The following is a 21808-nucleotide window of genomic DNA, read 5'->3' on the forward strand; positions in this document are numbered from 1 at the left end:
ATACAGCTATAGTACTTTATACTTATACCTAGTATATGCATTCCGCTTGTGTATATGCGTCCCATCCCCCTCACTCCTTCTCCCCCGCTGCATTCACCGTGCCATGCACCCGTGCAGGGTTTCCGTAAACAAGCGCATACGGCGGCACATCTTTTGTTACTACGCTTCCTGCGCCGATTAAAGCATATTCGCCGACGGTTACTCCGCAAACAATTGTAGCATTGGCACCGATAGAAGCGCCTTTCTTAATCAAAGTGTGCTTATACTCGTGTTTGCGTTCAATAAAAGCACGAGGATTTATCACATTGGTAAACACACAGGAGGGGCCGCAAAACACATCATCTTCTATTACAACATCATCGTACAGCGAAACATTATTTTGAATCTTGACACCATTGCCGATAATTGCCTTACCGCCAATATTGACATTTTGCCCGATCGAACACTTTTTACCAACCTTTGCTCCACTCATAATGTGTGTGAAATGCCAAATCTTGGTACCTTCGCCTATCTCAGCGCCTTCATCCACATAACTTGATTCATGCACAAAATAATTCTTTTCCATTAATATTCCTTACTCAACAAAAAATCGGCAATGTAAAAATGCCTCACACCTTCTACATTTTCCTGCCAAAACTCATCCATGGTTACGACAAATTTAGGATATTGATCGCGGATTTCCAAAAGGGGAGAAAACTCACGGTTGACAGTTTCTTGACTTTCTAATTTATATGCAACTTGGATATAGAGCTTAGCGCCATGCTTTTCTGCAATAAAATCAATCTCTTTTGTACCGAGCTTACCGATATACACGTTATATCGCCTACGCTTTAATTCCAAAAAAACGATATTTTCCAATATGCCGGAAATTTTTTGATCGGTATATCCTAAAATAGCGTATAAAAGCGACACATCGCTCAAATAAAACTTTTCCTGTGTTTTGAGCAGCTCTTTTCCTTTTATGTCATAACGAGAAGTCCGGTACAAAACAAATGCCGCCTCAAGCGCATTCAAATAATTATATATCGTATTTACATCAAGTTTACGCTTCTGATTTTTAAAATAGTCGGCAACATTTTTACCGGAAAAGCTATTACCGATATTATCAAAAGTATATTTTACCACACGCTCCAGCAGTTCAATATCACGAATATTAAACCGCTGAATAGTATCGCGGAGCAGTACCGAAGCGTAAATATCTGCCACAATTTTATATGCTTCCTGCTCTCCGTAATCCGCGGTATGGATAACAGGGAAACCGCCTTTCCGCAAATAGGCGAAAAAAGCATCCTGTTGCGTCATATCTCGCTGTGGGAAATAACATTTTTGAAACTGCAAATATTCCGCAAATGACAACGTATATATCTGAATTTCAATATACCGACCGGCAAGATAGGTCGCCAATTCCGAAGATAAAAGCCGTGCATTGGAACCGGTAATATAAATATCCGCATCAAAGTCCACAAGACAGGAATTGATGCACTTTTCCCAGCCCTCTACTTCTTGAATCTCATCAAACAACAAATAAACGCGCTGTTTCGGCTGAACTCGTTCAACAATATACCGGTACAAATCTTCAGCGGTTTTAAGCGTAGAAAAGGCAAAGCTTTCAAAATTGATAAAAATAATATGCGCCGCTTCGGCACCTTGAGCAATAAGCTCATCGCGCAGTAAAGATAAAATGCTGGACTTTCCGCAGCGGCGCACCCCCGATAAGACCTTTATAAAAGGCTTTCCGATAAAAGGAGACACCTCCTGCAGATAATCCAATCGTCTAACTGTATTTTTTGCGCTTACATCCATAATCCCCTCAATTATTGAAATAAATTTAAAGATATAAGCATAAAAAGTCAATACAAAAACAAGTTTTTATAGCCATAGCTATAAAGTTCAGAAAAAATACAGTATTTTTATAGGTATAAGCATAAAAGTATTATATCTTTTTCTTCGGTTAAACGCATTATTCTTCAAAGCAATCCGATGCAAGCAGTGCGGCATCTTTTTTTAAAGAATCGCTCTACCGCTTATAAAACGCCTTTATTGCGTCGCAGGTATAGGTAATTTCATCTTGAGCCAGCTCAGGGTACATCGGTAGGGCAAGTACGGAAGCACAGAGTTTTTCTGCAACAGGAAAATCACCTTTCTTGTAACCGAGATACTTAAAGCACTCCTGCTCATGCAAACACTTGGGGTAATATACCGTTGTACCTATACCTTTTTCGGTGAGATATGCTTGCAGTTCATCTCGTTTCTCGGCAAGGATATTGAACACATAGTACACTTCTTTTCCCTTCGTTTTTACGACGGGAAGTTTTATCTGTCCGATATCTTTTAACAAAGTCCGATATTGAGCTGCATGTGCCGCTCGCTTTGCAATTGCCTCATCAATATGCTTGAGCTTAACATTCAAGACTGCAGCCTGTAAACTGTCAAGCCGCGAGTTATAGCCGATATAGTCATGGTGATATTTTTTTGTTGCCCCGTGGACACGCAGGCTCTTTGCTTTTAGGTAATATTCTTCACTATTCGTAACGATCATGCCGCCGTCACCGTAACCGCCAAGCGTCTTTGTCGGAAAAAAGGAATAAATCCCCATATCACCGATAGTCCCGGACTGATGCAAAGCGCCGTTATACATATCCTGCATACCGAAAGCCTCTGCAGCATCTTCCAACACACGGAGATTATGTTTTTTTGCAAGCGTCATACAAGCTTCCATATCCGCCGTCTGTAAGAATAAATGTACAGGCAATAGCCCGACCGTATTTTTTGTTATACGTTTTTCTACATCCTTCATGTCCATACAGAAGGTGTCTTCATCAATGTCACAAAAGACAGGCTTACCGCCTAAGCGGGCAATACAGGAGGTTGAGGCAAAAAATGTAAAAGCAGGCGTTATAACCGCTGCACCGTCTTTAAACCCGAGGATATCGGACGCAATCACCAAAGCATCACTGCCGTTCGCAACACCGACCGCATATTTTGCTCCGGTGTATTGTTTTATCCCTTCTTCTAAGCTTGCTACAGCTTTCCCCAAAATAAAGTCACCCGTTTCAAGCACGGAGGACAAAGCCGTATCAAATTCATTTTTCAGATTCTTATATTCTCTTGTTGCCGTATAAAAAGGTACATTCATTATTTTTCTCTCCTAATCAATTAAAAATCCCTTTCATTTCCAAGGTTGAAAAATCGCAGGGCAGCGTTACCGGCAAGCCGGTTTTTTGAGATTTATAAATAGCCAAGATAATCTCTAAGGCTTTCTTACCTTTTTCACCCGAAACAAGCGGTTCACGATTATGCTCGATTGCATCAATAACATCTCTAAAAAGAGCCGTATGCCCAAAGCCGTACACCGTCGGAGGGTCTTTTTCATTGGGATTGAGTACCTTCTCTTCCGTATCGCCGACCTGTTCGGCATCAGCAAAACGCCATGTTTCCATTTTATTAACCGCAAGCCCACCGATTACAACGGAACCATCCGTACCGAATAAGCTCAATGTTTCGTTTAGATTTTTCGGATATACATCAGCTGTTCCTTCTATTATGCCGACAGCGCCGGAGGCAAATTCCACAATAGCGCAACCAAAGTCCTCCGCATCAATCGGGCGGATAAATCGGCGGGTTTGCGCCTGTACGCGAACAGCATCTTCTCCCATCATCCACTGCAACAGGTCAATACCGTGCGTACACTGGTTCATCAAGGTACCGCCATCCTGTTCCCATGTACCGCGCCATTTTGCTTGATCATAATAACTTTTATTCCGATTCCAGCGCACTTGGATCATTCCGTGCAGCATTTTACCAAAGCGTCCTTTTTCGTATGCTTCACGTGCTTTTACAACCGGTGCATTAAAGCGGTTCTGAAAGCACACTGCCAATGTTTTGTCGTGCTGTTTTGCCGTATCGATCATCACTTGCGCATCAGCCGTAGAAAGCGCCATCGGCTTTTCGCAGATCACATGCGCTCCATTCTGCAAACAATGTACCGCAATATCCTTATGTTTACCGGATTCGGTTGCAATCGTTACCACCTCCGGTTTACATGCTGCCAGCATTTCCTTATAGTCGGCAAAGACTCTTACTGCTGCATCCGACACTGCTTTAGTGTACTCAGCTTTTTTCTCTTCTGCCCGCTCCACCAAAGGATCGCAAACAGCAACTAAGTCAACCTTATCCTGCATCGCAACAAAGGCTTCAATATGTTTAAAACTAATTCGGCCGCAGCCGATTAACGCAATCTTATATTTCATTTCATATACCTCTCATTTATCAATACTCATTGTACATCACCGACAAGATTTCGTTTAAAAGCATGCTCAAGAATATACGTTTGCCCCCGCTTATAGATGGGATAATAATCTTCATACCAATAAAGAGCAGTCATAGTATGCCTATGCAGCAAAACACTTTCCTTAGGCATTGCAAGGATAATTTCGGGCTTAGCGTCAAAAAAGGCAGTAAGTTTTTCTATAATTGCGGTATTCATTCACGCTCTTTTTTTTTCCTAAAAATCAAGTTTTCACGCAGATTTTTACCATCCCCAGACGTACAAATACCGCTAAAACCGCACCGGTACAGTCGGCAAACCAGTCGTAAAGAGAAGCATCACGCCCGGGAACAAAGATTTGGTGTATTTCGTCGGAAATACCATAGCAAGCAACAATACAGCAGACAATCGTACAGTATTTGAGCGGTTTTCCAAGCCACTTATCGGTAGAAAACCAATAAGAAAGCGTAAAAGCGAAGCTCCCGAAAGCACATGCATGTAAGAACTTATCCAATCCGGGAAAAGAAACGGTCTCCGGAATAGGCAGCTTTGACTGCGCAGAAAGGAGAAAGATAACAACAGCGATACAAATCGACATACAGCGCATACCGCAAGCAATACATTTCTTCAGTATTATTATTACAACCTCTGAACGACAATGAGAGCACACCTCACCCGTTAACACAACAGCCTTGTCTTTTCAACAGGCAGTATGCCGCACTATATTAAATGACCGCCGCTGCTTTCTGTGCCGCCGAAACAGGCTCCATTCCGCATAAGGCTGATAACCGCAAACAGTAGAAATATATACCAAGTTTGGGCTAAATGCAAGCTTTAACTTTGGAGGTTTCCCAGTCCTGTTCTTGTCAACATACCGTTTGCGGGATGCATGACAACCTATTCTGCATCGTCTTTCTTGACAATGCGCACCTTTCGCGCGGATTTCGGTTTTGTGTTTGGGCTGCGTTTATTGATGATTTTCTTTTTTTCTATGTCAGCAGTCTCTGCGGAAATAGTCCGCTGTTTTTTCTCCCGTTTTGCTTTGAGCTGTTCTTTCTGCTTCTTTTCGATAAATTCAAGGCTTTCGTTAAGCCCCTGCAAAAAGGTTTGCATTTCATCCTGAAATACGACAATTGCATGGCGGTCAAAACCGGCGCCGTCGGTGTTTTTGCTTTCGACAATCTGCAAAAAAACATCACCCAGCCGATTCTCTTTCACATTAAAAAAATATGTCCGGTTTTCTACCGGAATTTGAGTGGTAAATAATTCTCCTCGAATTCCCATTCTGTTATCCTTCCCATAAATTCGACAGCCGAACAAAATATCAATTTTGGAGGCAGGCGAATTCGTGCGCGAAAAGCGCACATATAATCAGTGATGTTTGCCGCACGGCAAACTCGCAGTGTTTTTCAGCGGTACCTATCTGTACCGCTGAAAATAAACCTTCCCTTAACCTTCCCTTAATTTTTTGCCGATACCGCCGCATCGGCTTTGCGTACCATATCTCCCTGCCACTGCACCAGATATTCTTCCGCTGCCTGATCATGTCCTTTGATGTCTGCCATAATGCGGAATACCGGTTCGGTACCGGAACCGCGCATCCAGATAAAGGCAATCGGCGTATGGCTTGCATTATAGAACTGCACCTTGAGGCCGCCCTTTGCGGAAACCCCAAAATCCCTGAGGTTTTCTGTACAAATCGTCCCATTATACGCAAATACTTTACAGGCTGCTATACCGAACCGGTCTTTCAGCAGCTGTTTTTTATCCGCCCATTCCTGCATAAAAATCTTCTGATAGGCCGATTTCAGTGCGGTATGGTCGGTTGTGTGAATATGCATCAACGCCCTGGCTTCCTGCGTCGGGGTAGTCCAATAGCAGGGGAGTGTTGCAATAATATTCGCAAAGGTAAAGTCTTTCCGGTATTTTGCCGTTTGCCCCGACCGCTCGCACCAGATACGGAACGGGCAGGAGCGGTCAGGCATATCCTTTATGAGCAGGAGCTTGCTGATTGCAAAGAGCGTATTCAGCGGGTCACGCACGGCGGCGGGGTACGTAATATTCCCTCCGTTGGAACCTTCGCCGAGTATCCGCACTTTGTAACCGTACCGGCGCGCATCTTCCGCTCGATTTACTACATTGGCTTCGCCTACCTCCGCATAAAACACTTCCGCTTCCAAGACTTTTGCGATTTCGTTAATGCGGAGCGAGGTAGGCCCGTTGACGGTAACTGCGAGCGGCGCGCTGATGTTACCGCTGTAGTGTAGATAACTCAGTTCCGCGATGACCGACAGGGCAAAGACTTCCTGCGCTTCAAGGGTCAGCGCTTTTTGCTGTCCCTCATCCCAGTAGATGATATTGCCGCGGTCTCCGTCGCAATCGGGCATATAGCCGAATAACGTATTCTCCGCCTGTGCGGGATTGCTCCGGTGCAGTTCTTCGATCTTTGCAGCACAGGTTGCGAGATTACTGCCTTCGGGAATAATACCGTGGACGATATTTCCGGCTTTTTCCGCAATACCGACAAGCTGCATACCGAGCTTTTCAAAGAAAGCTCGGTCAACCGAAGCGGCGCGGGCACTGCCGTTAAAGTCTGCAACCAGCGTAAAGGGCTTCCCTGCTGCTACAAGTTCGGTACATTGAGCGCGAATACCGTCAAAGAACCGTGCTTGTTCCGCGCTGTCTTTTGAATCGGCAATCACTTCCTGTAAAAAGTTTTGATAGGCGGTAAGCGCCGCCTGTTTGTGCGCTGCTTCTGCCTCAAACACCGCTTGCACCGGTGCCGGGACAGCCTGTTTACGCAGGACAGCTGCAGTATCTTGGTGCGCTGCGGCGCATTTTTGTGTAAATAAGGCTATCAGCCGCGCGGATTGACTTCCGTCCAGTACACCGCCGGTATCCAACCCGAACTTAAAGCCGTTATGCCCGATGGGATTATGGCTTGCGGATATATACATAAAAGCCGCCCCTGCAGAACGTGCATACGCCATAATCTCCGGCGCTGCGGCTATCCCAACCGATTGTACCGCTAGTGCATCCGAGCTTGTTGCCGCAGAAGTATTCCCAGCGGCTGTTACTATGGGCGCAGCCGAACCTGTTGCCGCGGAGGCGGCTGTAGTAGTTGTTACCGCGGATACTGCTGCAAACGCAGTTACCGCCTCTTTTAAAAGCGCTGCTCCGGTGGGGCGGCTGTCGCGGGCTATTACTACCGTGCGGATTGCCGGAAACTCAGCTTGTAAGAATTCCGCAAATGATTGAGCGGCAAAGAAAACAATATCGCGGTCGGCAACGGAAATCTCCGGCGCTCCGTCGTTTTCGCTACCGGATTGAGCAAATACTTTGCGCCAACCTGACGCCGATAGAATCATCTTTTCAAATGCATGCTGTAATTCAGGGTATGCTGTATTCATTGATATTCTCTCGTATCGAAATCGATTAACCGGAAACCTCTAAAAACTACAGCTTTTAGAGGTTCCGCTTAGCTTTAATGTGCTTTTAAAAACGCCTTGTAGGCACGGTATGCCATTAAAAGGTCGACTTTGCTGATCAATTCGATGGGGGCATGCATCGACAATACCGGCACTCCGCAGTCTACGACTTCCGTTCCGTACTTAGCGAGGATGTAGGCAATCGTGCCTCCCCCGCCGGCGTCGGTCATACCGAGTTCCGCCGTTTGCCAGACAACATTGTTGGTATCGAATAAATGCCTGATCTTTTGGAGATATTCGGCATTTGCATCATTTGAGCCGCCCTTGCCGCCGGAGCCGGTGTATTTGTTGATGCAGATACCGTTGCCGATAAACGCTGAATTGAGCTTTTCAAATACGGACGTAAACGCGGGGTCATAACCGGCGGATACATCGGCAGACAGCATACAGGAATTGGCAAATGCGCGGCGCACACCTAAATCGCAGGGAGCCTTCTGCAGGGCGGCAATCTCTGCGACCATGTTTTCAAAGTAGAGCGCTGTCATGCCGGTATTACCGACCGAGCCGATCTCTTCTTTATCGGCAAAGAGGGCGACGGCGGTCTTTGCAGGAGTGCCCGAAACTTCGAGCATCGCTTTCAGTGTGGTATATGCGCATACGCGGTCATCATGGCCGTGCCCTGCAATCATCGAGTTATCAAGCCCGACATTCCGCGCTTTTCCTGCGGGGACAATCTCAAGCTCCGCAACGCGGAAATCTTCTTCAGTAATGCCGTATTTTTGATTCAAGATTTTTAAGATATTTTCTTTAACCGGAGATGCTTTATCTCCTTTTTTATCCTCTTTAGATTTGTCTTTTTTCTTATCATCCGATTCATCCGGCGTTGCCGGTTTCATATTACCGACCAGTACGTTAAGCTGCTCGGCGGTAATGCCTTCCGCTAAGGTTTCCTGCAGCTGCTTTTTTGAAAGGTGGATGAGCAGGTCATTGATAAAGAGCACCGGATCGTTTTCATCTTCACCGATGCAGATTTCAACCTTCTTGCCCTCTTTTGTAAAGATGACCCCGTGAATAGCGAGCGGAATTGCAGTCCACTGATACTTTTTGATGCCGCCGTAATAATGAGTCTTTAAAAACACGAGGTTGGAATCTTCATAGAGCGGCATCTGCTTGACGTCGAGGCGCGGACTGTCGATATGAGCGCCGACGATATTCATTCCCTGCATGATATCCTCGCCGAGCACCATCATCACAACGGACTTATCCTTATTGTTGAGATATACCTTTGTGCCCGCCGGCGCTTTTCCGCTCTTTATGACCTCTTCAAGCGGTTTAAAACCGGCTTCTTTTGCCTGCCGTATGATATGAGTGGCGCATTCGCGTTCAGTCTTTCCGGTGTTTAAAAACGAAATGTAGTGTTGAGAAAGCGTTTGCATTTCGGCAAGTTCGTTTTCGGTGAGATTTTCCCATGCCGTTTTGGCTTTATACGTGAGTTCCATAGTGTACCTCTTATTGAATTTTCATCGGATGGGGCAGTATATACTATTGAAGAAGATTGTAAAAGAGGCGCACTCGGTTTCGGAATATTAAAACAAACTGGACAACCGCCGGAAAGTCAGTTACACTATAAAAAGATAGATGGGCATCTCTAAAAAACCGGTCAGCTTTTGGAGATGTTCGGACACTTTTAAAAAGGAGTTTATTGTGAGTGCAAAAAAATTAGGTCTATTGCCGCGTCTTATTATTGCAATCGTTGCCGGTATTTTAATCGGTACCCTGACGCGCTCCTCTCATTTGCCGTTGCCTGTCCAGATTTTGGCAACCTTTAACGGAGTATTCGGCAACTTCCTCAGCTTCATCATCCCGCTGATCATTCTCGGATTTGTTATTCCGGGTATTGCAGATCTGGGATCCGATGCAGGAAAGCTGCTTGCCATTACTGCCGGTATCGCCTACGGTTCAACGCTGCTTGCCGGTACCTTAGCCTTTGTAACCGACTCGGTGTTCTTCCCGCTCTTTTTAACGTCTCATGCGGATATTTTCTCTCATGCGAATCCCGAAGACGCGCTGTTGCCCGGTTTATTCGGTATCGATATGCCGCCGCTGATGGGTGTTATGACCGCTTTAATTTTAAGCTTTGTTCTCGGTATCGGTATCGCAGTAACCCGCTCGGAAACATTAAAGAATGCAGCTCGCGAATTCCAGAATATCGTTACGAAAGTAATCGAAGTTATCATCATTCCGCTGCTGCCGCTCCACATTTTGGGTGTATTTACCAACATGACCCATGCCGGACAGGTAGGACTGATTCTCAGAATATTCGTTAAAGTATTTGCAATCGTTATTGCACTGCACGTCATCATGATACTTATTCAGTACATCATTGCCTGTGCCATTGCAAAACGGAATCCCTTTACGTCGATTAAGACAATGCTGCCGGCGTATGTTACCGCATTGGGGACTCAGTCATCCGCAGCAACCATACCGGTAACGCTTGCTTCCGCAAAGAAAATCGGTATTCAGGAAAAAATTGCAGACTTTGTTATCCCGCTTTGTGCAACCATCCACCTTGCCGGAAGCACCATCACCCTTACCAGTTGTTCGATGGCTATTCTCATCCTCCACGGACAAACGGCAAACGCCGGCGTTATGCTTCCGTTTATCGCGATCTTGGGTGTCGCAATGGTTGCCGCGCCCGGTATCCCCGGCGGTGCAGTTATGGCAGCGCTTGGCTTTGTCCAGTCCATTCTCGGCTTTAACGACACAATGAGTTCATTGATTATTGCGCTCTATATTGCACAGGACAGCTTCGGAACTGCATGTAACGTAACCGGAGACGGCGCAATTGCCATTCTAGTGGATGCCATCTCGAAGGATAAGAAGAAAGCGTAAAGACATACTTTTATTCGATAGGAGAAAAGATGAAAAAGACAAAGATTGTCTGTACTATCGGTCCCGCTTCCGACTCGGAAGAAATACTGCGCGAATTATTTAAGGCAGGGCTCAACGTATGCCGCCTTAATTTTTCGCACGGTACGCATGAAGAGCACCAGATCCGTATCGACCGTATCAAGAAGATTCGGCAGGAACTCAACTTGCCGATTGCGATTATGCTGGACACCAAGGGGCCGGAAATACGGCTGAAAAACTTCGGCGTTAATTCCGTACAGCTGAGCAAGGGACAGCAATTTACGCTTACCGTACGCGATGTTGTCGGCGATGAAAAAATATGCAGCGTAACCTATAAGAACCTTGCGCAGGAAGTACAGCCTAATAATCGCATCCTTATAGATGACGGCTTAATCGAACTGAAGGTCGAGCGGATCGATAACGGCACCGATATTATCTGTACCGTCATGAGCGACGGCCCCGTATCGAATCATAAGGGCATCAATATTCCCGGAGCAAAAATCAACCTCCCCTTCCTGAGCGAACAGGATATTTCCGACTTAAAGTTCGGCGCTCAAAATGAGGTTGATTTTGTAGCAGCCTCGTTTACCCGCGGTCCTGCGGATATCTTAAGCATCCGCAAGGTCTTGGAGGAAGCGAATGGGAACAATATCCATATTATTGCGAAAATCGAAAACCAAGAAGGCGTCGACTCCATCGACAAAATTATTGAAGTTTCCGACGGCATCATGGTTGCTCGCGGCGATTTAGGTATCGAAATTCCGCCGGAAGAAATTCCGCTTGTGCAAAAGATGATTATCCGTAAAACGTTGCGGGCAAGTAAACCGGCAATTACGGCAACCCAAATGCTTGAGTCGATGACGCATAATCCTCGCCCGACGCGGGCGGAGGTTACCGATGTTGCAAACGCCATCTTTGACGGAACGAGCGCCATTATGCTTTCAGGAGAAACGGCTGCGGGAAAATATCCGGTAGAAACCGTTAAGATGATGCACCGCATTGCCGTTACAACCGAAAACTCGTTGAACTACGACAAGATTATGGGGGCGGTTGCACGGGAGCATTCTTTGACCATTACGAATGCCATCGCACACGCAACCTGTTCTATGGCGTTGGAAATGAATGCGCAGGTTATCGTTACCGCGACCTCTTCGGGAGAAACGCCGCGGGCGCTTTCAAAATACAAGCCCAAGGCGCCGATTGTTGCGGTAACCCCCTTTGAAGCAACTGCACGCCGGTTATCGCTTAACTGGGGCGTGTACCCGATTGTAACATCCTATTTTAAATCGACGGACGAGATGTTCGAACAGTGCATTAACGTCGCAAAAGAGCATGGGTTTGTACAAGAGGGCGAACTTGCCGTACTGACCGCCGGAGTTCCGATCGGACTGGTCGGTTCGACAAACTTGTTGAAGGTTGAAACCGTCGGAAAGATACTGCTGAAGGGTAAGGGCACCGGCGTTGAATCGGTTGTAACCGGCCGAGTAAAGGTTATCCGCACCGAGCAAGACTTGCTGACCGACTTTGCGGACGGAGACATTATCGTAACCCAAGCAACCAACGATTTAATGAATTCCTTTATCGAGCGGGCAGGCGCCGTCATTACCGAAAACGGAAATTTAAGCGGACACGCTGCCTTGATGGGAATGAACCTGTCGAAACCTACAATCGTCGGAGCCGCCGAAGCAACGGCCGTATTAAAAACAGGCGATATTATCACGCTGAACGGAAAAACCGGCGTCGTGATAAAAGGAACCGCCGCTATTTATTAAATCATCTCCGATGCAACATGACCAATGGGGATGTTTCAAAAGTTTGTTACTTTTTCAACATTTCCAGTGGTCTGTTCATTCAGCGCTGCCAAATTTCCGGTACAATTTTTTCTGCCAGTGTTTTACCTCATAACGGGAAGCAGCTATTTTGAAGATAGAAAGGGACGAAGCGGAAGAAAGACGCTTTTATCACCTTATCCATTAGTTAAGTGCTTCTACTTCCTGCACGGTTAGACCGGTAACTTGTACGATCTTCTGTATGGAGTCACCGAATTGTTTTAGTATCCGTGCCGTTTCAAGCGCTTTTTGACGGGAGCCGCGTTCAAGGCCTCTTGCTTCCCCTTCGGCAAGACCGAGCGATTTACCTTCAGCTCTTCCGCGCTCAAGGCCTTTACGCTCAGACTCGCTTATCATCGAGAGCCGGTCGCTTTCATATTCCCATGCTGCCTCATACCGCTTCCGTTCTTGCTCATCCAGATAAAAGATGTCCATCACCTTATTTGCCTTCGCCATTACAGGATTCCCTTGTGCGAGCATAGACCGCTCCTCCTTACTGTCTGTTTTGATAAACATAAGCCATTTTTCTAGGCTTGTCAAATTATCTTTTTGCAGCTTTGTTAAGTCTAAAAAGTGAATCTCCAAAAGCTCATCCAAAAGTGTTTGTTCTTCCGTTTCACGTATCTGATAGATTGAATGTATCTTTTCGCTCAGCTTAAACGGACTATTCAGCACATTGATTGCAATACACTTTTTCAACTGCGCATACTGGAAACCGCTCATAAAATGTTCATGGATCAGTTTAGAACAGTAAAAGATACTGCGTTTAGGATAATAATCAAAATAGGTATTCTGCATCTCTACATCGATTTTACGGCCGTCGCGTAAGCGGATTTTAATGTCGAGCCGCCCGGTTTTATCGTTGTAGAATCGGGGAATCTGTTCACTGTTTTCGATACGAACATCGTCAAAATCATCTGTGCTCAAAAGGGTAACCAAAGAGAGGAATTCAATCATGATGTCTTTGTTTTCCTCGGTACCAAAAAGCTTTTTGAATGCGTAGTCGTTTCGAGCGGTGAACAGCATTGGACTGCTGTGGGATTTGCTCATTTTCACTCCTCCTACAGTCCTTATGCGACTTTTGGAGGAAAATGGCTGGAAAAACCGGCATAACTCATCTAAATAATTCATAGTTTTAGCAAATTCTCTCGGTATCACATTTTTTTAAAAATTTTTATTTTTTTCCCAAAATTTCAAGCCATTTTGAGGCGCGTGCTTTATAAGACAGACAGCATCAACCGCAAGGAGGTTTTTATGCAACAACAAAAACGGGCAAAGCCCACAACACGTATGAAATGGGGATCGCTGTTGATCTGTCTTGTACTGCTCGGTATAACGGGATGCCAGCAGCCGACAAAACCGTTAGTAAAAGAGATCAAAACGGACAAGTCGGTACAAAGGCCGTCCAAACCCGATAAACCGAATAACGGAAACGGTGAAAATACAAATAATGGAACCGGTGCCCATTCCGGCAACGGTCAAAGTAATGAGCAAGAGGAACTTACCTATAAAGGACTTGATATTCCTAAAACCCTTGCACGGTCGCCGCAGCGATTGCGTGAGTTAATTTTCCAAGGACAACAGCTCAGTGAAACGGGTCCGCAGCTCAATACTCAAGGGATGGTGGTAAAGTACATCGAAAAAGAAGTCGAGTATGATGTTTCGGCTGCTTTTGACGATACGCTTTTGCTTGACCCTTCCCAGAACTCAATTTATCCCGGCTCTGTTCTGCGAGGCGATAGTCTTGATAAAGACAGCTATCAGGAAATCATTGAAGGCAATAAACGAAAAGCGGTCATTTCTTTCGATTTACAGGGAGTAAAAGATAAAGAAGGAAAAGACGGAAAAGCAGGTATTACGTCCGGCGAAATCTTCCCGAATTTAGCTTCATATAGAGAGCTGCGTAATAAAATACTCAGTCAAAGTATTACCTACCATGCCTCTGCCAATTTAAGCTATGAAGAACTGGAAATTACGAACGAAAAAAGCCTCGAAGCTCAGCTTAAAATAGGAGTGGGTTTCGGTGCAGCTGGGATTAAAAGCAAAATCGCAGCGGGCTTTAAATTTAAAGATGGAAAACATAAGGAACGGCGGCTTATCAAATTTGTCGAAACGTTTTACACCGTGGATGTGAATCAAGAAGCAGCTCCGCTTATGATTAATATACCGCGCGAGAAGGTGGGAGATACAATGCCAGTGTATGTATCATCGGTTTCTTACGGACGCATTGCCTACCTTACCATTGAATCAGAGCAGGAAAAGTCCGAGCTTAAAGCCAATCTCGACACGATATTTAAAGTTACGACAACAAACCATGCCGAAGCAGACATCGATCTGGCTATCAAAAAATTGGAAAAGGGAACAACGATTACAATCAATATTATCGGAGGGGGCAGCGAGGCGGTTACCGATCTTAAACAGTTTCAAAAGTATATTGTAAAAGAAGGATTTTCCGCAAAGAACCCTGGGCAGATTATTAAGTATCAATTACGATTCTTGGATGACAATGCCACTGCATATATCAAATACGGCGAAAAATACAAGACGGTAGAACGTGTTGAGGTACCGGCAAAAGGATACAAGGTAACCGCAGTGATAGAAAATATCAAAGGCGTCGGATTCGACTCCGCGGATATTACGGGTACCATTGATATGCAGCCGCGTGATAAAGATAAGCTTCAGAAGCCAATCTTTACCTACAGTAATACCAAGCCACTGCCAAAATTAACGGTTAAGCGCAATGATAATGCAAAACCTCAACCGCGGCCGAACAGTATTATGCTTCCGGACGAATCTTCCGTTATTCAGCTTTCCTTCGATATAAAGGGAACTATAAACGGTGAAGAACACGTTTTTGTAAGCAATAAACAAGGAGGCAATCCCAAGCTGCCTACGCCTACGGTCAACTTACTCGTAGACACAGAAAGCCCCTTACAATCCTTTACACTGTATCGAAAAGGGAATCCGGCTGAAAAACTGGTATTCGATGTCCGGTTTACAGTTGAAAAAGAGAGTTAACAAGAAAAGGGCGATGGACTGATTTTAAACAACTTGTGCAAAGTTTTAGATAAAACTTTGTACAGGTTTTGAGACGCAAGCAGAACAACCTTAATACCAGTCGCCGCAGATCAGCCGATGCGCGGCGGATCCGGGAAGCGGTATCGGCGGTAATGCATCGCGTGTAAACCATGCAGCCTCCGATAGCTCTTCCTGTTGTACGGTAATATCACCCGAAACGTATTCGGCACGGAACGCAAGCATCAGCTGGTTGGGATACGGCCAGCCTTGGCTTCCGCGATACCGGATATCTTTGACGGTTAAGCCCACTTCTTCGCGTATTTCGCGAGCAACGGCTTCTTCTACGGATTCGCCCGCTTCGATAAAGCCCGCAATGCAGGTATAAATGTCGGAGGTATGCTGTACATGCCGTGCCAGCAGGATTTGCTCACCCTTACTGATAAGCACAATAATGCACGGCGCAAGAACCGGATACCATATTCTGCGGCATTGCGGACATTCCAGTGCTGTTTCGGTTGTGCTTAAATACAGCCGGCTGCCGCATGAAGAACAGTATTTCGTATGATACAGCCAATCGAGCAAAAGGACAGCCCGTGCTGTAATCGCGGCATACTCGGCAGGTTCCGTTATGAATAGGCTTCGATACGGTATCCGTTTAAGCCCTTCAGGTTCCGCCGCTTCGGGCGATAAGGCTGCCGCAAACGTACGGTATGTCTGTTCTCCGTAAGAACCGAGAATATCACTACCATTATATTTTTTAAGAACTTTAGATACTTCGCTACCGTTCGGCAACTGTCCGTTTTCTAAAATAAAAATATTTTTCTTTTGTATCAAAATACCAAATTCAAAATCAGCCCCATCGGGACAATCTATAAGCGCCATATTTTCAGTATATCATTTTCTCATGCTTTTTGCACATCCTCTAAAAAGTGCTTGCTTGACAAGAGCATTTTCAAAGTGTAGGCTATGGAAGTATCGGCGTAATCTAAAGATCTTACTTTTTAGAAATGGCTCGGTTAATGCTACCACTCTATGGAAAGATACCGTTTGATTGATATAAGCGGTTCTTTCCTCGATTTTTATCAATAAGGATGTATTATGAAAAACGCAGTAATTAAAGGGGCAAGCTATACGTTAGCATACAGCCCCGATCTGTTAAAACGGAACGGTTCAACTCAGACCGCAGCGATTGCGAAAGATCCTGCAGATCCCTACATTGCCGCAATTCCGTCTCATTTAAGAACCTTTGAGCAGGCTGTGCAATATCCGCCCAATCAGGTATATATCGGAAACAAAAGACCTGAAGATTTGCCCGGTATCCCCGAACCGTGGTTTAAGTGCACTGAAAAAGCCGACCGCTTCGGGCCGTTCGGTGAAATTGCGACGCAAAAAGAACTCTACATTTTGATGAAGTATGCCGACGTCTTTGAACTGGTATACTTAACCGAAGAATTTACTGCCGAAGCGGCAACGATTATTCAAAATCATCCGCTAATGAAGAACAAGGCGATTACGTTGGGAGAAGCTCATTCCAAGGCTGATATCGAAAAACTGGTGCAATCGCACACGGCGGAAGGTCTATACGACAATGACGTGCTGGTCGGCTGTGTCAAACAAGCGCATGACACAGACCCGAACTTGAGCGCCCATACGATGCTCGAAAACCTTGTTACCAAGGGAAGCGGTATTTTAACCGCGTGGCACCTCGCAGAGCTTGAAGGCATCAATGCGGCGGACATCGATTATATTATCGAGTGTTCCGAGGAAGCTGCGGGCGATGTGAACCAGCGCGGAGGCGGCAATATCGCAAAATCCGTCGGCGAAAAAGCGGGATGCGTTCATGCCACCGGCTGCGATATCCGCGGTTTCTGTGCAGCGCCGGTACATGCCTTGGCTAATGCGGCAGCGCTTGTGCGGTCGGGCATCTTTAAGAACGTAATGGTTGTTGCCGGAGGTTCCGTACCAAAGCTCGGCATGAACGGTAAAGACCACGTAAAAAAAGATATGCCGCTTATTGAAGATATGGTGGGCGGCTTTGCCGTATTGATTACGGAAGACGACGGTGTAAACCCCGTTATCAATACCGATGTCATCGGTAAGCATACGATTTCTTCCGGTTCTTCTCCGCAGGCGGTTATGACGGCGCTTATCTACGATCCGCTGAATGCGGCGGGGATGAAGATTACCGATGTCGAAAAATTCGCGGCGGAATTGCAGAACCACGAAATTACCGCTCCTGCCGGAGCCGGTAATGTGCCGGAAGCGAACACGAAGATGATTGCCGCGCTTGCGGTTATGAAGGGGCAGCTTGAACGCGCGAAAATTGCGGAATTTGTAAAGCAATACGGTGTGGAAGGGTTTGCACCTACGCAGGGACACATTCCCTCCGGCGTTCCCTTTATCGGCCATGCGCGGCGGGATATGCTTGCAGGAAAGCTGCACCGCGCGATGATTATCGGAAAAGGCAGCTTGTTCCTCGGCCGGTTGACCAACCTCTTTGACGGTTTAAGCTTTTTAATTGAGGCGAACAACGGCAAAGGAAGTTCCGGTGCTGCGGGCGGCGCTGGTGAAGCGGAAATTAAAAAGATTGTAGCCGATGCTATGCGCGATGTCGCTGCCCGTATCTTAGCGGAGGGCGGAGCAAAATGAGCAGTACAAAACAACAACTGGCCGATGCCTTTAGCCTGATGGCGAAGGGATTGGAAACCGGCGCCTTTGCGGAAGCCTTTCCGGTCGGCTTAACCGTCCCCGGCAGCGAGCACGGAGAAGCAGAGCTTATCCGCGCGGCAAAACTGGCAGCCCATGCCAATCCCGGATTGGATATTGTGCTGATCGGCGGCCCGAAAACCGAGGGGTTCCGCTGGTATGAAGCGCCAACGCTGGAAGACGCGCATCATAAAATGGAAGAATTGTTTAAAACGGGCGAAATAAAAGCCGCGGTAACAATGCACTATACTTTTCCGCTCGGCGTTACGACAATCGGAAAGGTAGTAACGCCCGGCTTCGGCAAAGAGATGTTTATTGCGTCCACTACCGGCGCTTCCGATGCAGACCGGTATAAGGCAATGCTGTTAAACACCTTTGCCGGAATTGCCGTTGCAAAAGCAAACGGTGTTGAAAACCCGACGGTCGGGCTTTTAAACATTGACGGCGTTGCGACGATTGAAAAAGCGTTGTTAAAGCTGCAAAAAGCGGGCTATCCGATACGCTTTACCGAATCGCACCGCGCCGACGGCGGGGTACGCATGCGCGGCAACGATTTGCTGCAGGGCACTCCCGATGTGATGGTCTGCGATACCTTAACCGGCAATGTGTTGATGAAGCTTTTCAGCTCCTTCTTAACGGGCGGCAGTTACGAAGCCTCCGGTTCCGGTTACGGCCCCTGCGCCGGTAAGGATATGACCGATGTTGTCGCGATTGTTTCCCGTGCATCGGGCGCTCCGGTTATCGCCGCAGCTTTGGCGTATTCTGCGCGCAGCGCTCAGGCAAACCTACAAGCGCTGTGCCGTGCCGAGATACAAGCCGCCGAAAAAGCGGGGCTGCAAGCCATACTCGACTCGTTCGGCGCCGCAAAAGAAGCAAGCGCGGAGACAGTCGCGGTACCGCCTAAGAAGGTTGTTACGGAAGAAATCCACGGTATCGATGTTATCGACATAGAAAATGCCTGCAAGACGCTCTGGAAAGAGAACATCTATGCGGAAGCGGGCATGGGCTGTACCGGCCCAGTCATCCTGCTTGCCGGTGAAGACGCTGAAAAAGCGCGTAAGATTTTAACCGCAGCGAACTATATATAAAAAGAATCGGGTAAACGCATCAGACTTCCTTTACAAATATACGGCGCATCTACTGCGTTGCATTGCCAAAAGCGTACATCCTTGTACGCTTTTGGCAGCGAGTTTCAGCACTGCCGAAACATCGCTACTGTTTACGACGAGCGGCATCCGTGCCGCTGCTGAAAATCCTCAACGTATCATCTCCACCACGGATGGTGGTGGTTTTAGTCAGTAGCGTGTTTGCCCTGCAAACACGCAGGTAAAAAATATACAAGGATGTATATTTTTTACCGTGCCTGCGGTTAATTTTTTCGTGCGCCTTGTATCTGCACCGTCTCTTTGCAAAGGCTTACGGAGAGCTTTTTTCTCCGAACTAGCCGGGTAAACGCATCAGACAGCTAAAAACATATCGCAAAATAACCGGCTGGAGCAGCATTTGAACCGCGCAGCGGTGAAATTCTGCTGATACAGCCGCTTATTTTGCGGGGTAATACACTAAACTGTCTGATGCGTTTACTCTGTCGATTTTCGCTTGACCTTTTAATAAAATAAATTTATTATCATTACTATGGGTTTCCTGACAAGTCAACAGCTTAATAGGTATTACGATTTTTTCCAAAAAGCAGAAATAACTTTTACAAAAGAAGTCATTCAAGCAATGAGTCTTAATGCACAGCAATCATCAATACGCTGCGTCGGCTCCGAAGGAGGACCTTGGCCGTGTGTCATTAACTCTTCTTCGATGATAGGCGCAAAGGTCATCGTACCGCAGCATTGCGGAATATACGAAAAGATATGTGCAGGCTCCACAGCGATTTCTTTGTGGTTCTCATTTTCACAAACGAATGGAAAAAGCGACCTCTCTTTTTTCGTCTCCGGAAAAGTGGTAAGCTGCACACCATATACGGTGACGCCCGATTTACTCCTGCTTAATATTGAATACACACAACGTGCTCCCGACGACTTAATTGAAAAGCTGGGGCTTCTTGTGGATGCAAAAGCGAATACCACCAAGCGCGGTGACGAACGTATTGAACTGAATGCGGAAGCAATGCGCAAACTCTCACTCAGCAAAAAAGAAACGATTGTCTATATCGAAAATATTCCCCGCCGTTGTATCGTGCGGGATATTTCGTTTTCCGGCGCAAAGTTTATTATGGCAGGGATTGCTCCGTTTTTACTCAATAAAGACTGCGTGTTGAAGTTCGACTTCGATGACCCCACTGTTATTGTCGGCTTGCGCGGAAAGATTATCAGAGCAGAGCTGGTAGAAAAACGGAAAGATCTGATTGCCGTTGCGATGGCATATAACCCATCATCTGTACCGCTTGCTTATAAAATACGCTTAACTCAATACTTTAATCAGCAGCGTAAAATCTACCCCTAGTGAGGTTTATTAACACGCGCACACTTCCGTAAGGCAATAGGACATACAAATGGAAAACTCCGATAAGCAGCTTGTTTATATCAAAGTACCCGATGAATATACGTTAGCGGCAAAAATTCCTGGATTTGATTCATCCATACCTCTCCCGCTTCTTCTAACGGACGAAGGGAAAAATTTTACGGCGGACAGTATTTCCGAAGAGATGATTTTAGCCGGTATGCTGAATGTATTCGCCTACGAAAGAGATAATCAGCACATTGCATACTATCGGGATATTTTTAAGGAATTACGTCCGAATATCCTTGAAGAAATGACCAATGCTGCAATTTTAAAAATAAAAAATGCTGATTTTGACTTAGCCGAACAGTTGCTGTTTGCACTTGAAGGTCTATTCCCCGAACATATCCAAACAAAACTGAATGTTGCATTACTGATGGATGAACGCTCTCGATTCTACGAACAAGCGGGAGCAGAGGATTATGCAGAATATTATACCGATAAAGCATTTCAGGCCTATAAAGAAACACTCGCAGCTGAACCGCCGCTACCCGAAGCCTTCTTTAATGCCGGTTTTTTCTTTATCCGTCAAAAAAACTTTCCCAAAGCAAAGAGCGTATTTGAAACATATTTACATATTGAAACGGCACAAGATGAATTAACGGCACACCGTAAGCAAAAGGCTTCCAAACTCATTGCGTGGATAGAAACTCAGGCACTTGACGACGAGCTTTTCAAAGGTGCTTTTGATTTTATCCAGATGGGCGAAGAAGAAAAAGCGCTTGAAAAAATACGGGAATTTTTGGAACTGCACCCTAAGGTATGGAACGGGTGGTTCTTGCTCGGCTGGGCGCTGCGCCGACAGGCCCGATGGAAGGATGCTTCGGAAGCATTCCTTCATTGTCTGGAGCTTGGAAAAAAGACTCCGAAAGAACTGGCTATTGCCTATTGCGATATTTGTAATGAGCTTGCCATCTGTTTAATGGAGCTTGACCGGTTTGACGAAAGCCGCCGTTGGTTGATGAGTGCGCTTGAACAAGAACCCGAAAATATCAAGATTATTTCCAATTTAGGAACTATTTCGTTAAAAGAAGGAAAGACGGAAGAAGCCAAAGCCTTTTTTAGAACGGTTCTTGATATTTATCCCGAAGATACACTCGCCGTTGAAATTTTAAAAAGACTGGAAAATCAATAAAGAA

The 21808-nt window shown here is 46.1% G+C and carries 18 protein-coding genes; 7 read left to right on the forward strand and 11 right to left on the reverse strand.

Annotation, left to right across the window (positions count from 1 at the left end; all coding sequences use genetic code 11):
* Positions 1-70: 70 nt before the first annotated feature.
* From E4N66_RS10480 to E4N66_RS10520, 9 genes are all read right to left on the reverse strand, one after another.
* Entirely contained in the window at positions 71-565 is a 495-nt protein-coding gene (locus tag E4N66_RS10480) for an acyltransferase (RefSeq protein ID WP_253727975.1), read from the reverse strand.
* The gene (locus E4N66_RS10485; protein WP_253727976.1) at positions 565-1803 is read right to left on the reverse strand and encodes an ATP-binding protein; all 1239 of its coding nucleotides are present in this window, start codon (positions 1801-1803) and stop codon (positions 565-567) included. Before E4N66_RS10485 ends, E4N66_RS10480 begins: the two co-directional genes overlap by 1 nt.
* A 214-nt stretch (positions 1804-2017) precedes the next feature.
* A complete protein-coding gene (locus E4N66_RS10490; protein WP_253727977.1) occupies positions 2018-3136 on the reverse strand; it encodes a DegT/DnrJ/EryC1/StrS family aminotransferase in 1119 nt (372 codons plus the stop codon).
* A gap of 16 nt (positions 3137-3152) precedes the next feature.
* The gene (locus tag E4N66_RS10495) at positions 3153-4250 is read right to left on the reverse strand and encodes a Gfo/Idh/MocA family protein (protein WP_253727978.1); all 1098 of its coding nucleotides are present in this window, start codon (positions 4248-4250) and stop codon (positions 3153-3155) included.
* A 26-nt stretch (positions 4251-4276) separates the two neighbouring features.
* A complete protein-coding gene (locus E4N66_RS10500) occupies positions 4277-4486 on the reverse strand; it encodes a hypothetical protein (protein WP_253727979.1) in 210 nt (69 codons plus the stop codon).
* A gap of 25 nt (positions 4487-4511) precedes the next feature.
* Complete coding sequence (locus E4N66_RS10505) at positions 4512-4865, reverse strand: VanZ family protein (RefSeq protein WP_253727980.1); 354 nt, start codon at positions 4863-4865, stop codon at positions 4512-4514.
* A 299-nt stretch (positions 4866-5164) separates the two neighbouring features.
* The gene (locus E4N66_RS10510) at positions 5165-5551 is read right to left on the reverse strand and encodes a PUR family DNA/RNA-binding protein (RefSeq protein ID WP_253727981.1); all 387 of its coding nucleotides are present in this window, start codon (positions 5549-5551) and stop codon (positions 5165-5167) included.
* A 176-nt stretch (positions 5552-5727) separates the two neighbouring features.
* A complete protein-coding gene (locus E4N66_RS10515; RefSeq protein WP_253727982.1) occupies positions 5728-7677 on the reverse strand; it encodes a phosphoglucomutase in 1950 nt (649 codons plus the stop codon).
* Positions 7678-7751: 74 nt separating this feature from the next.
* On the reverse strand, positions 7752-9194 hold the full coding sequence (locus tag E4N66_RS10520; protein WP_253727983.1) for an aminopeptidase: 1443 nt from the start codon (positions 9192-9194) through the stop codon (positions 7752-7754).
* Between the two features lie 205 nt (positions 9195-9399).
* Between E4N66_RS10520 and E4N66_RS10525 the strand changes: the two genes are divergently transcribed.
* Positions 9400-10587, forward strand: a complete 1188-nt coding sequence (locus tag E4N66_RS10525; protein WP_253727984.1) for a dicarboxylate/amino acid:cation symporter — start codon at positions 9400-9402, stop codon at positions 10585-10587.
* A 29-nt stretch (positions 10588-10616) separates the two neighbouring features.
* On the forward strand, positions 10617-12377 hold the full coding sequence (pyk, locus tag E4N66_RS10530) for a pyruvate kinase (protein WP_044013785.1): 1761 nt from the start codon (positions 10617-10619) through the stop codon (positions 12375-12377).
* Positions 12378-12578: 201 nt separating this feature from the next.
* On the opposite strand, the gene E4N66_RS10535 is transcribed toward pyk, so the two are convergent.
* Complete coding sequence (locus E4N66_RS10535; protein ID WP_044013787.1) at positions 12579-13484, reverse strand: Rpn family recombination-promoting nuclease/putative transposase; 906 nt, start codon at positions 13482-13484, stop codon at positions 12579-12581.
* Positions 13485-13688: 204 nt separating this feature from the next.
* Between E4N66_RS10535 and E4N66_RS10540 the strand changes: the two genes are divergently transcribed.
* On the forward strand, positions 13689-15452 hold the full coding sequence (locus E4N66_RS10540; protein WP_253727985.1) for a thiol-activated cytolysin family protein: 1764 nt from the start codon (positions 13689-13691) through the stop codon (positions 15450-15452).
* A gap of 90 nt (positions 15453-15542) precedes the next feature.
* Here E4N66_RS10540 and nudC read toward each other — a convergent pair whose 3' ends face one another.
* On the reverse strand, positions 15543-16334 hold the full coding sequence (gene nudC / locus E4N66_RS10545) for an NAD(+) diphosphatase (RefSeq protein WP_253727986.1): 792 nt from the start codon (positions 16332-16334) through the stop codon (positions 15543-15545).
* Between the two features lie 216 nt (positions 16335-16550).
* On the opposite strand from nudC, the gene grdC reads away from it, so the two are divergent.
* The 4 genes from grdC (at position 16551) to E4N66_RS10565 (ending at position 21804) form a co-directional block, all read left to right on the forward strand.
* A complete protein-coding gene (gene grdC / locus E4N66_RS10550; protein ID WP_253727987.1) occupies positions 16551-18101 on the forward strand; it encodes a glycine/sarcosine/betaine reductase complex component C subunit beta in 1551 nt (516 codons plus the stop codon).
* The gene (grdD, locus tag E4N66_RS10555) at positions 18098-19246 is read left to right on the forward strand and encodes a glycine/sarcosine/betaine reductase complex component C subunit alpha (RefSeq protein WP_253727988.1); all 1149 of its coding nucleotides are present in this window, start codon (positions 18098-18100) and stop codon (positions 19244-19246) included. The genes grdC and grdD overlap by 4 nt, the downstream gene beginning before the upstream one ends.
* A 547-nt stretch (positions 19247-19793) precedes the next feature.
* Entirely contained in the window at positions 19794-20612 is an 819-nt protein-coding gene (locus E4N66_RS10560; RefSeq protein ID WP_044013796.1) for a PilZ domain-containing protein, read from the forward strand.
* Between the two features lie 49 nt (positions 20613-20661).
* Complete coding sequence (locus E4N66_RS10565) at positions 20662-21804, forward strand: tetratricopeptide repeat protein (RefSeq protein WP_044013798.1); 1143 nt, start codon at positions 20662-20664, stop codon at positions 21802-21804.
* Positions 21805-21808 lie beyond the last annotated feature (4 nt).

This window comes from Treponema sp. OMZ 857, from assembly GCF_024181085.1.
Classification (GTDB): Bacteria; Spirochaetota; Spirochaetia; order Treponematales; family Treponemataceae; genus Treponema.

Excerpts from the sequence above, each read along its gene's own strand:
- E4N66_RS10480 (WP_253727975.1), bottom strand. The coding sequence starts at position 565 with ATGGAAAAGAATTATTTTGTGCATGAATCAAGTTATGTGGATGAAGGC.
- E4N66_RS10485 (WP_253727976.1), bottom strand. The coding sequence starts at position 1,803 with ATGGATGTAAGCGCAAAAAATACAGTTAGACGATTGGATTATCTGCAG.
- E4N66_RS10490 (WP_253727977.1), bottom strand. The coding sequence starts at position 3,136 with ATGAATGTACCTTTTTATACGGCAACAAGAGAATATAAGAATCTGAAA.
- E4N66_RS10495 (WP_253727978.1), bottom strand. The coding sequence starts at position 4,250 with ATGAAATATAAGATTGCGTTAATCGGCTGCGGCCGAATTAGTTTTAAA.
- E4N66_RS10500 (WP_253727979.1), bottom strand. The coding sequence starts at position 4,486 with ATGAATACCGCAATTATAGAAAAACTTACTGCCTTTTTTGACGCTAAG.
- E4N66_RS10505 (WP_253727980.1), bottom strand. The coding sequence starts at position 4,865 with ATGTCGATTTGTATCGCTGTTGTTATCTTTCTCCTTTCTGCGCAGTCA.
- E4N66_RS10510 (WP_253727981.1), bottom strand. The coding sequence starts at position 5,551 with ATGGGAATTCGAGGAGAATTATTTACCACTCAAATTCCGGTAGAAAAC.
- E4N66_RS10515 (WP_253727982.1), bottom strand. The coding sequence starts at position 7,677 with ATGAATACAGCATACCCTGAATTACAGCATGCATTTGAAAAGATGATT.
- E4N66_RS10520 (WP_253727983.1), bottom strand. The coding sequence starts at position 9,194 with ATGGAACTCACGTATAAAGCCAAAACGGCATGGGAAAATCTCACCGAA.
- pyk (WP_044013785.1), top strand. The coding sequence starts at position 10,617 with ATGAAAAAGACAAAGATTGTCTGTACTATCGGTCCCGCTTCCGACTCG.
- E4N66_RS10535 (WP_044013787.1), bottom strand. The coding sequence starts at position 13,484 with ATGAGCAAATCCCACAGCAGTCCAATGCTGTTCACCGCTCGAAACGAC.
- E4N66_RS10540 (WP_253727985.1), top strand. The coding sequence starts at position 13,689 with ATGCAACAACAAAAACGGGCAAAGCCCACAACACGTATGAAATGGGGA.
- nudC (WP_253727986.1), bottom strand. The coding sequence starts at position 16,334 with ATGGCGCTTATAGATTGTCCCGATGGGGCTGATTTTGAATTTGGTATT.
- grdC (WP_253727987.1), top strand. The coding sequence starts at position 16,551 with ATGAAAAACGCAGTAATTAAAGGGGCAAGCTATACGTTAGCATACAGC.
- grdD (WP_253727988.1), top strand. The coding sequence starts at position 18,098 with ATGAGCAGTACAAAACAACAACTGGCCGATGCCTTTAGCCTGATGGCG.
- E4N66_RS10560 (WP_044013796.1), top strand. The coding sequence starts at position 19,794 with ATGGGTTTCCTGACAAGTCAACAGCTTAATAGGTATTACGATTTTTTC.
- E4N66_RS10565 (WP_044013798.1), top strand. The coding sequence starts at position 20,662 with ATGGAAAACTCCGATAAGCAGCTTGTTTATATCAAAGTACCCGATGAA.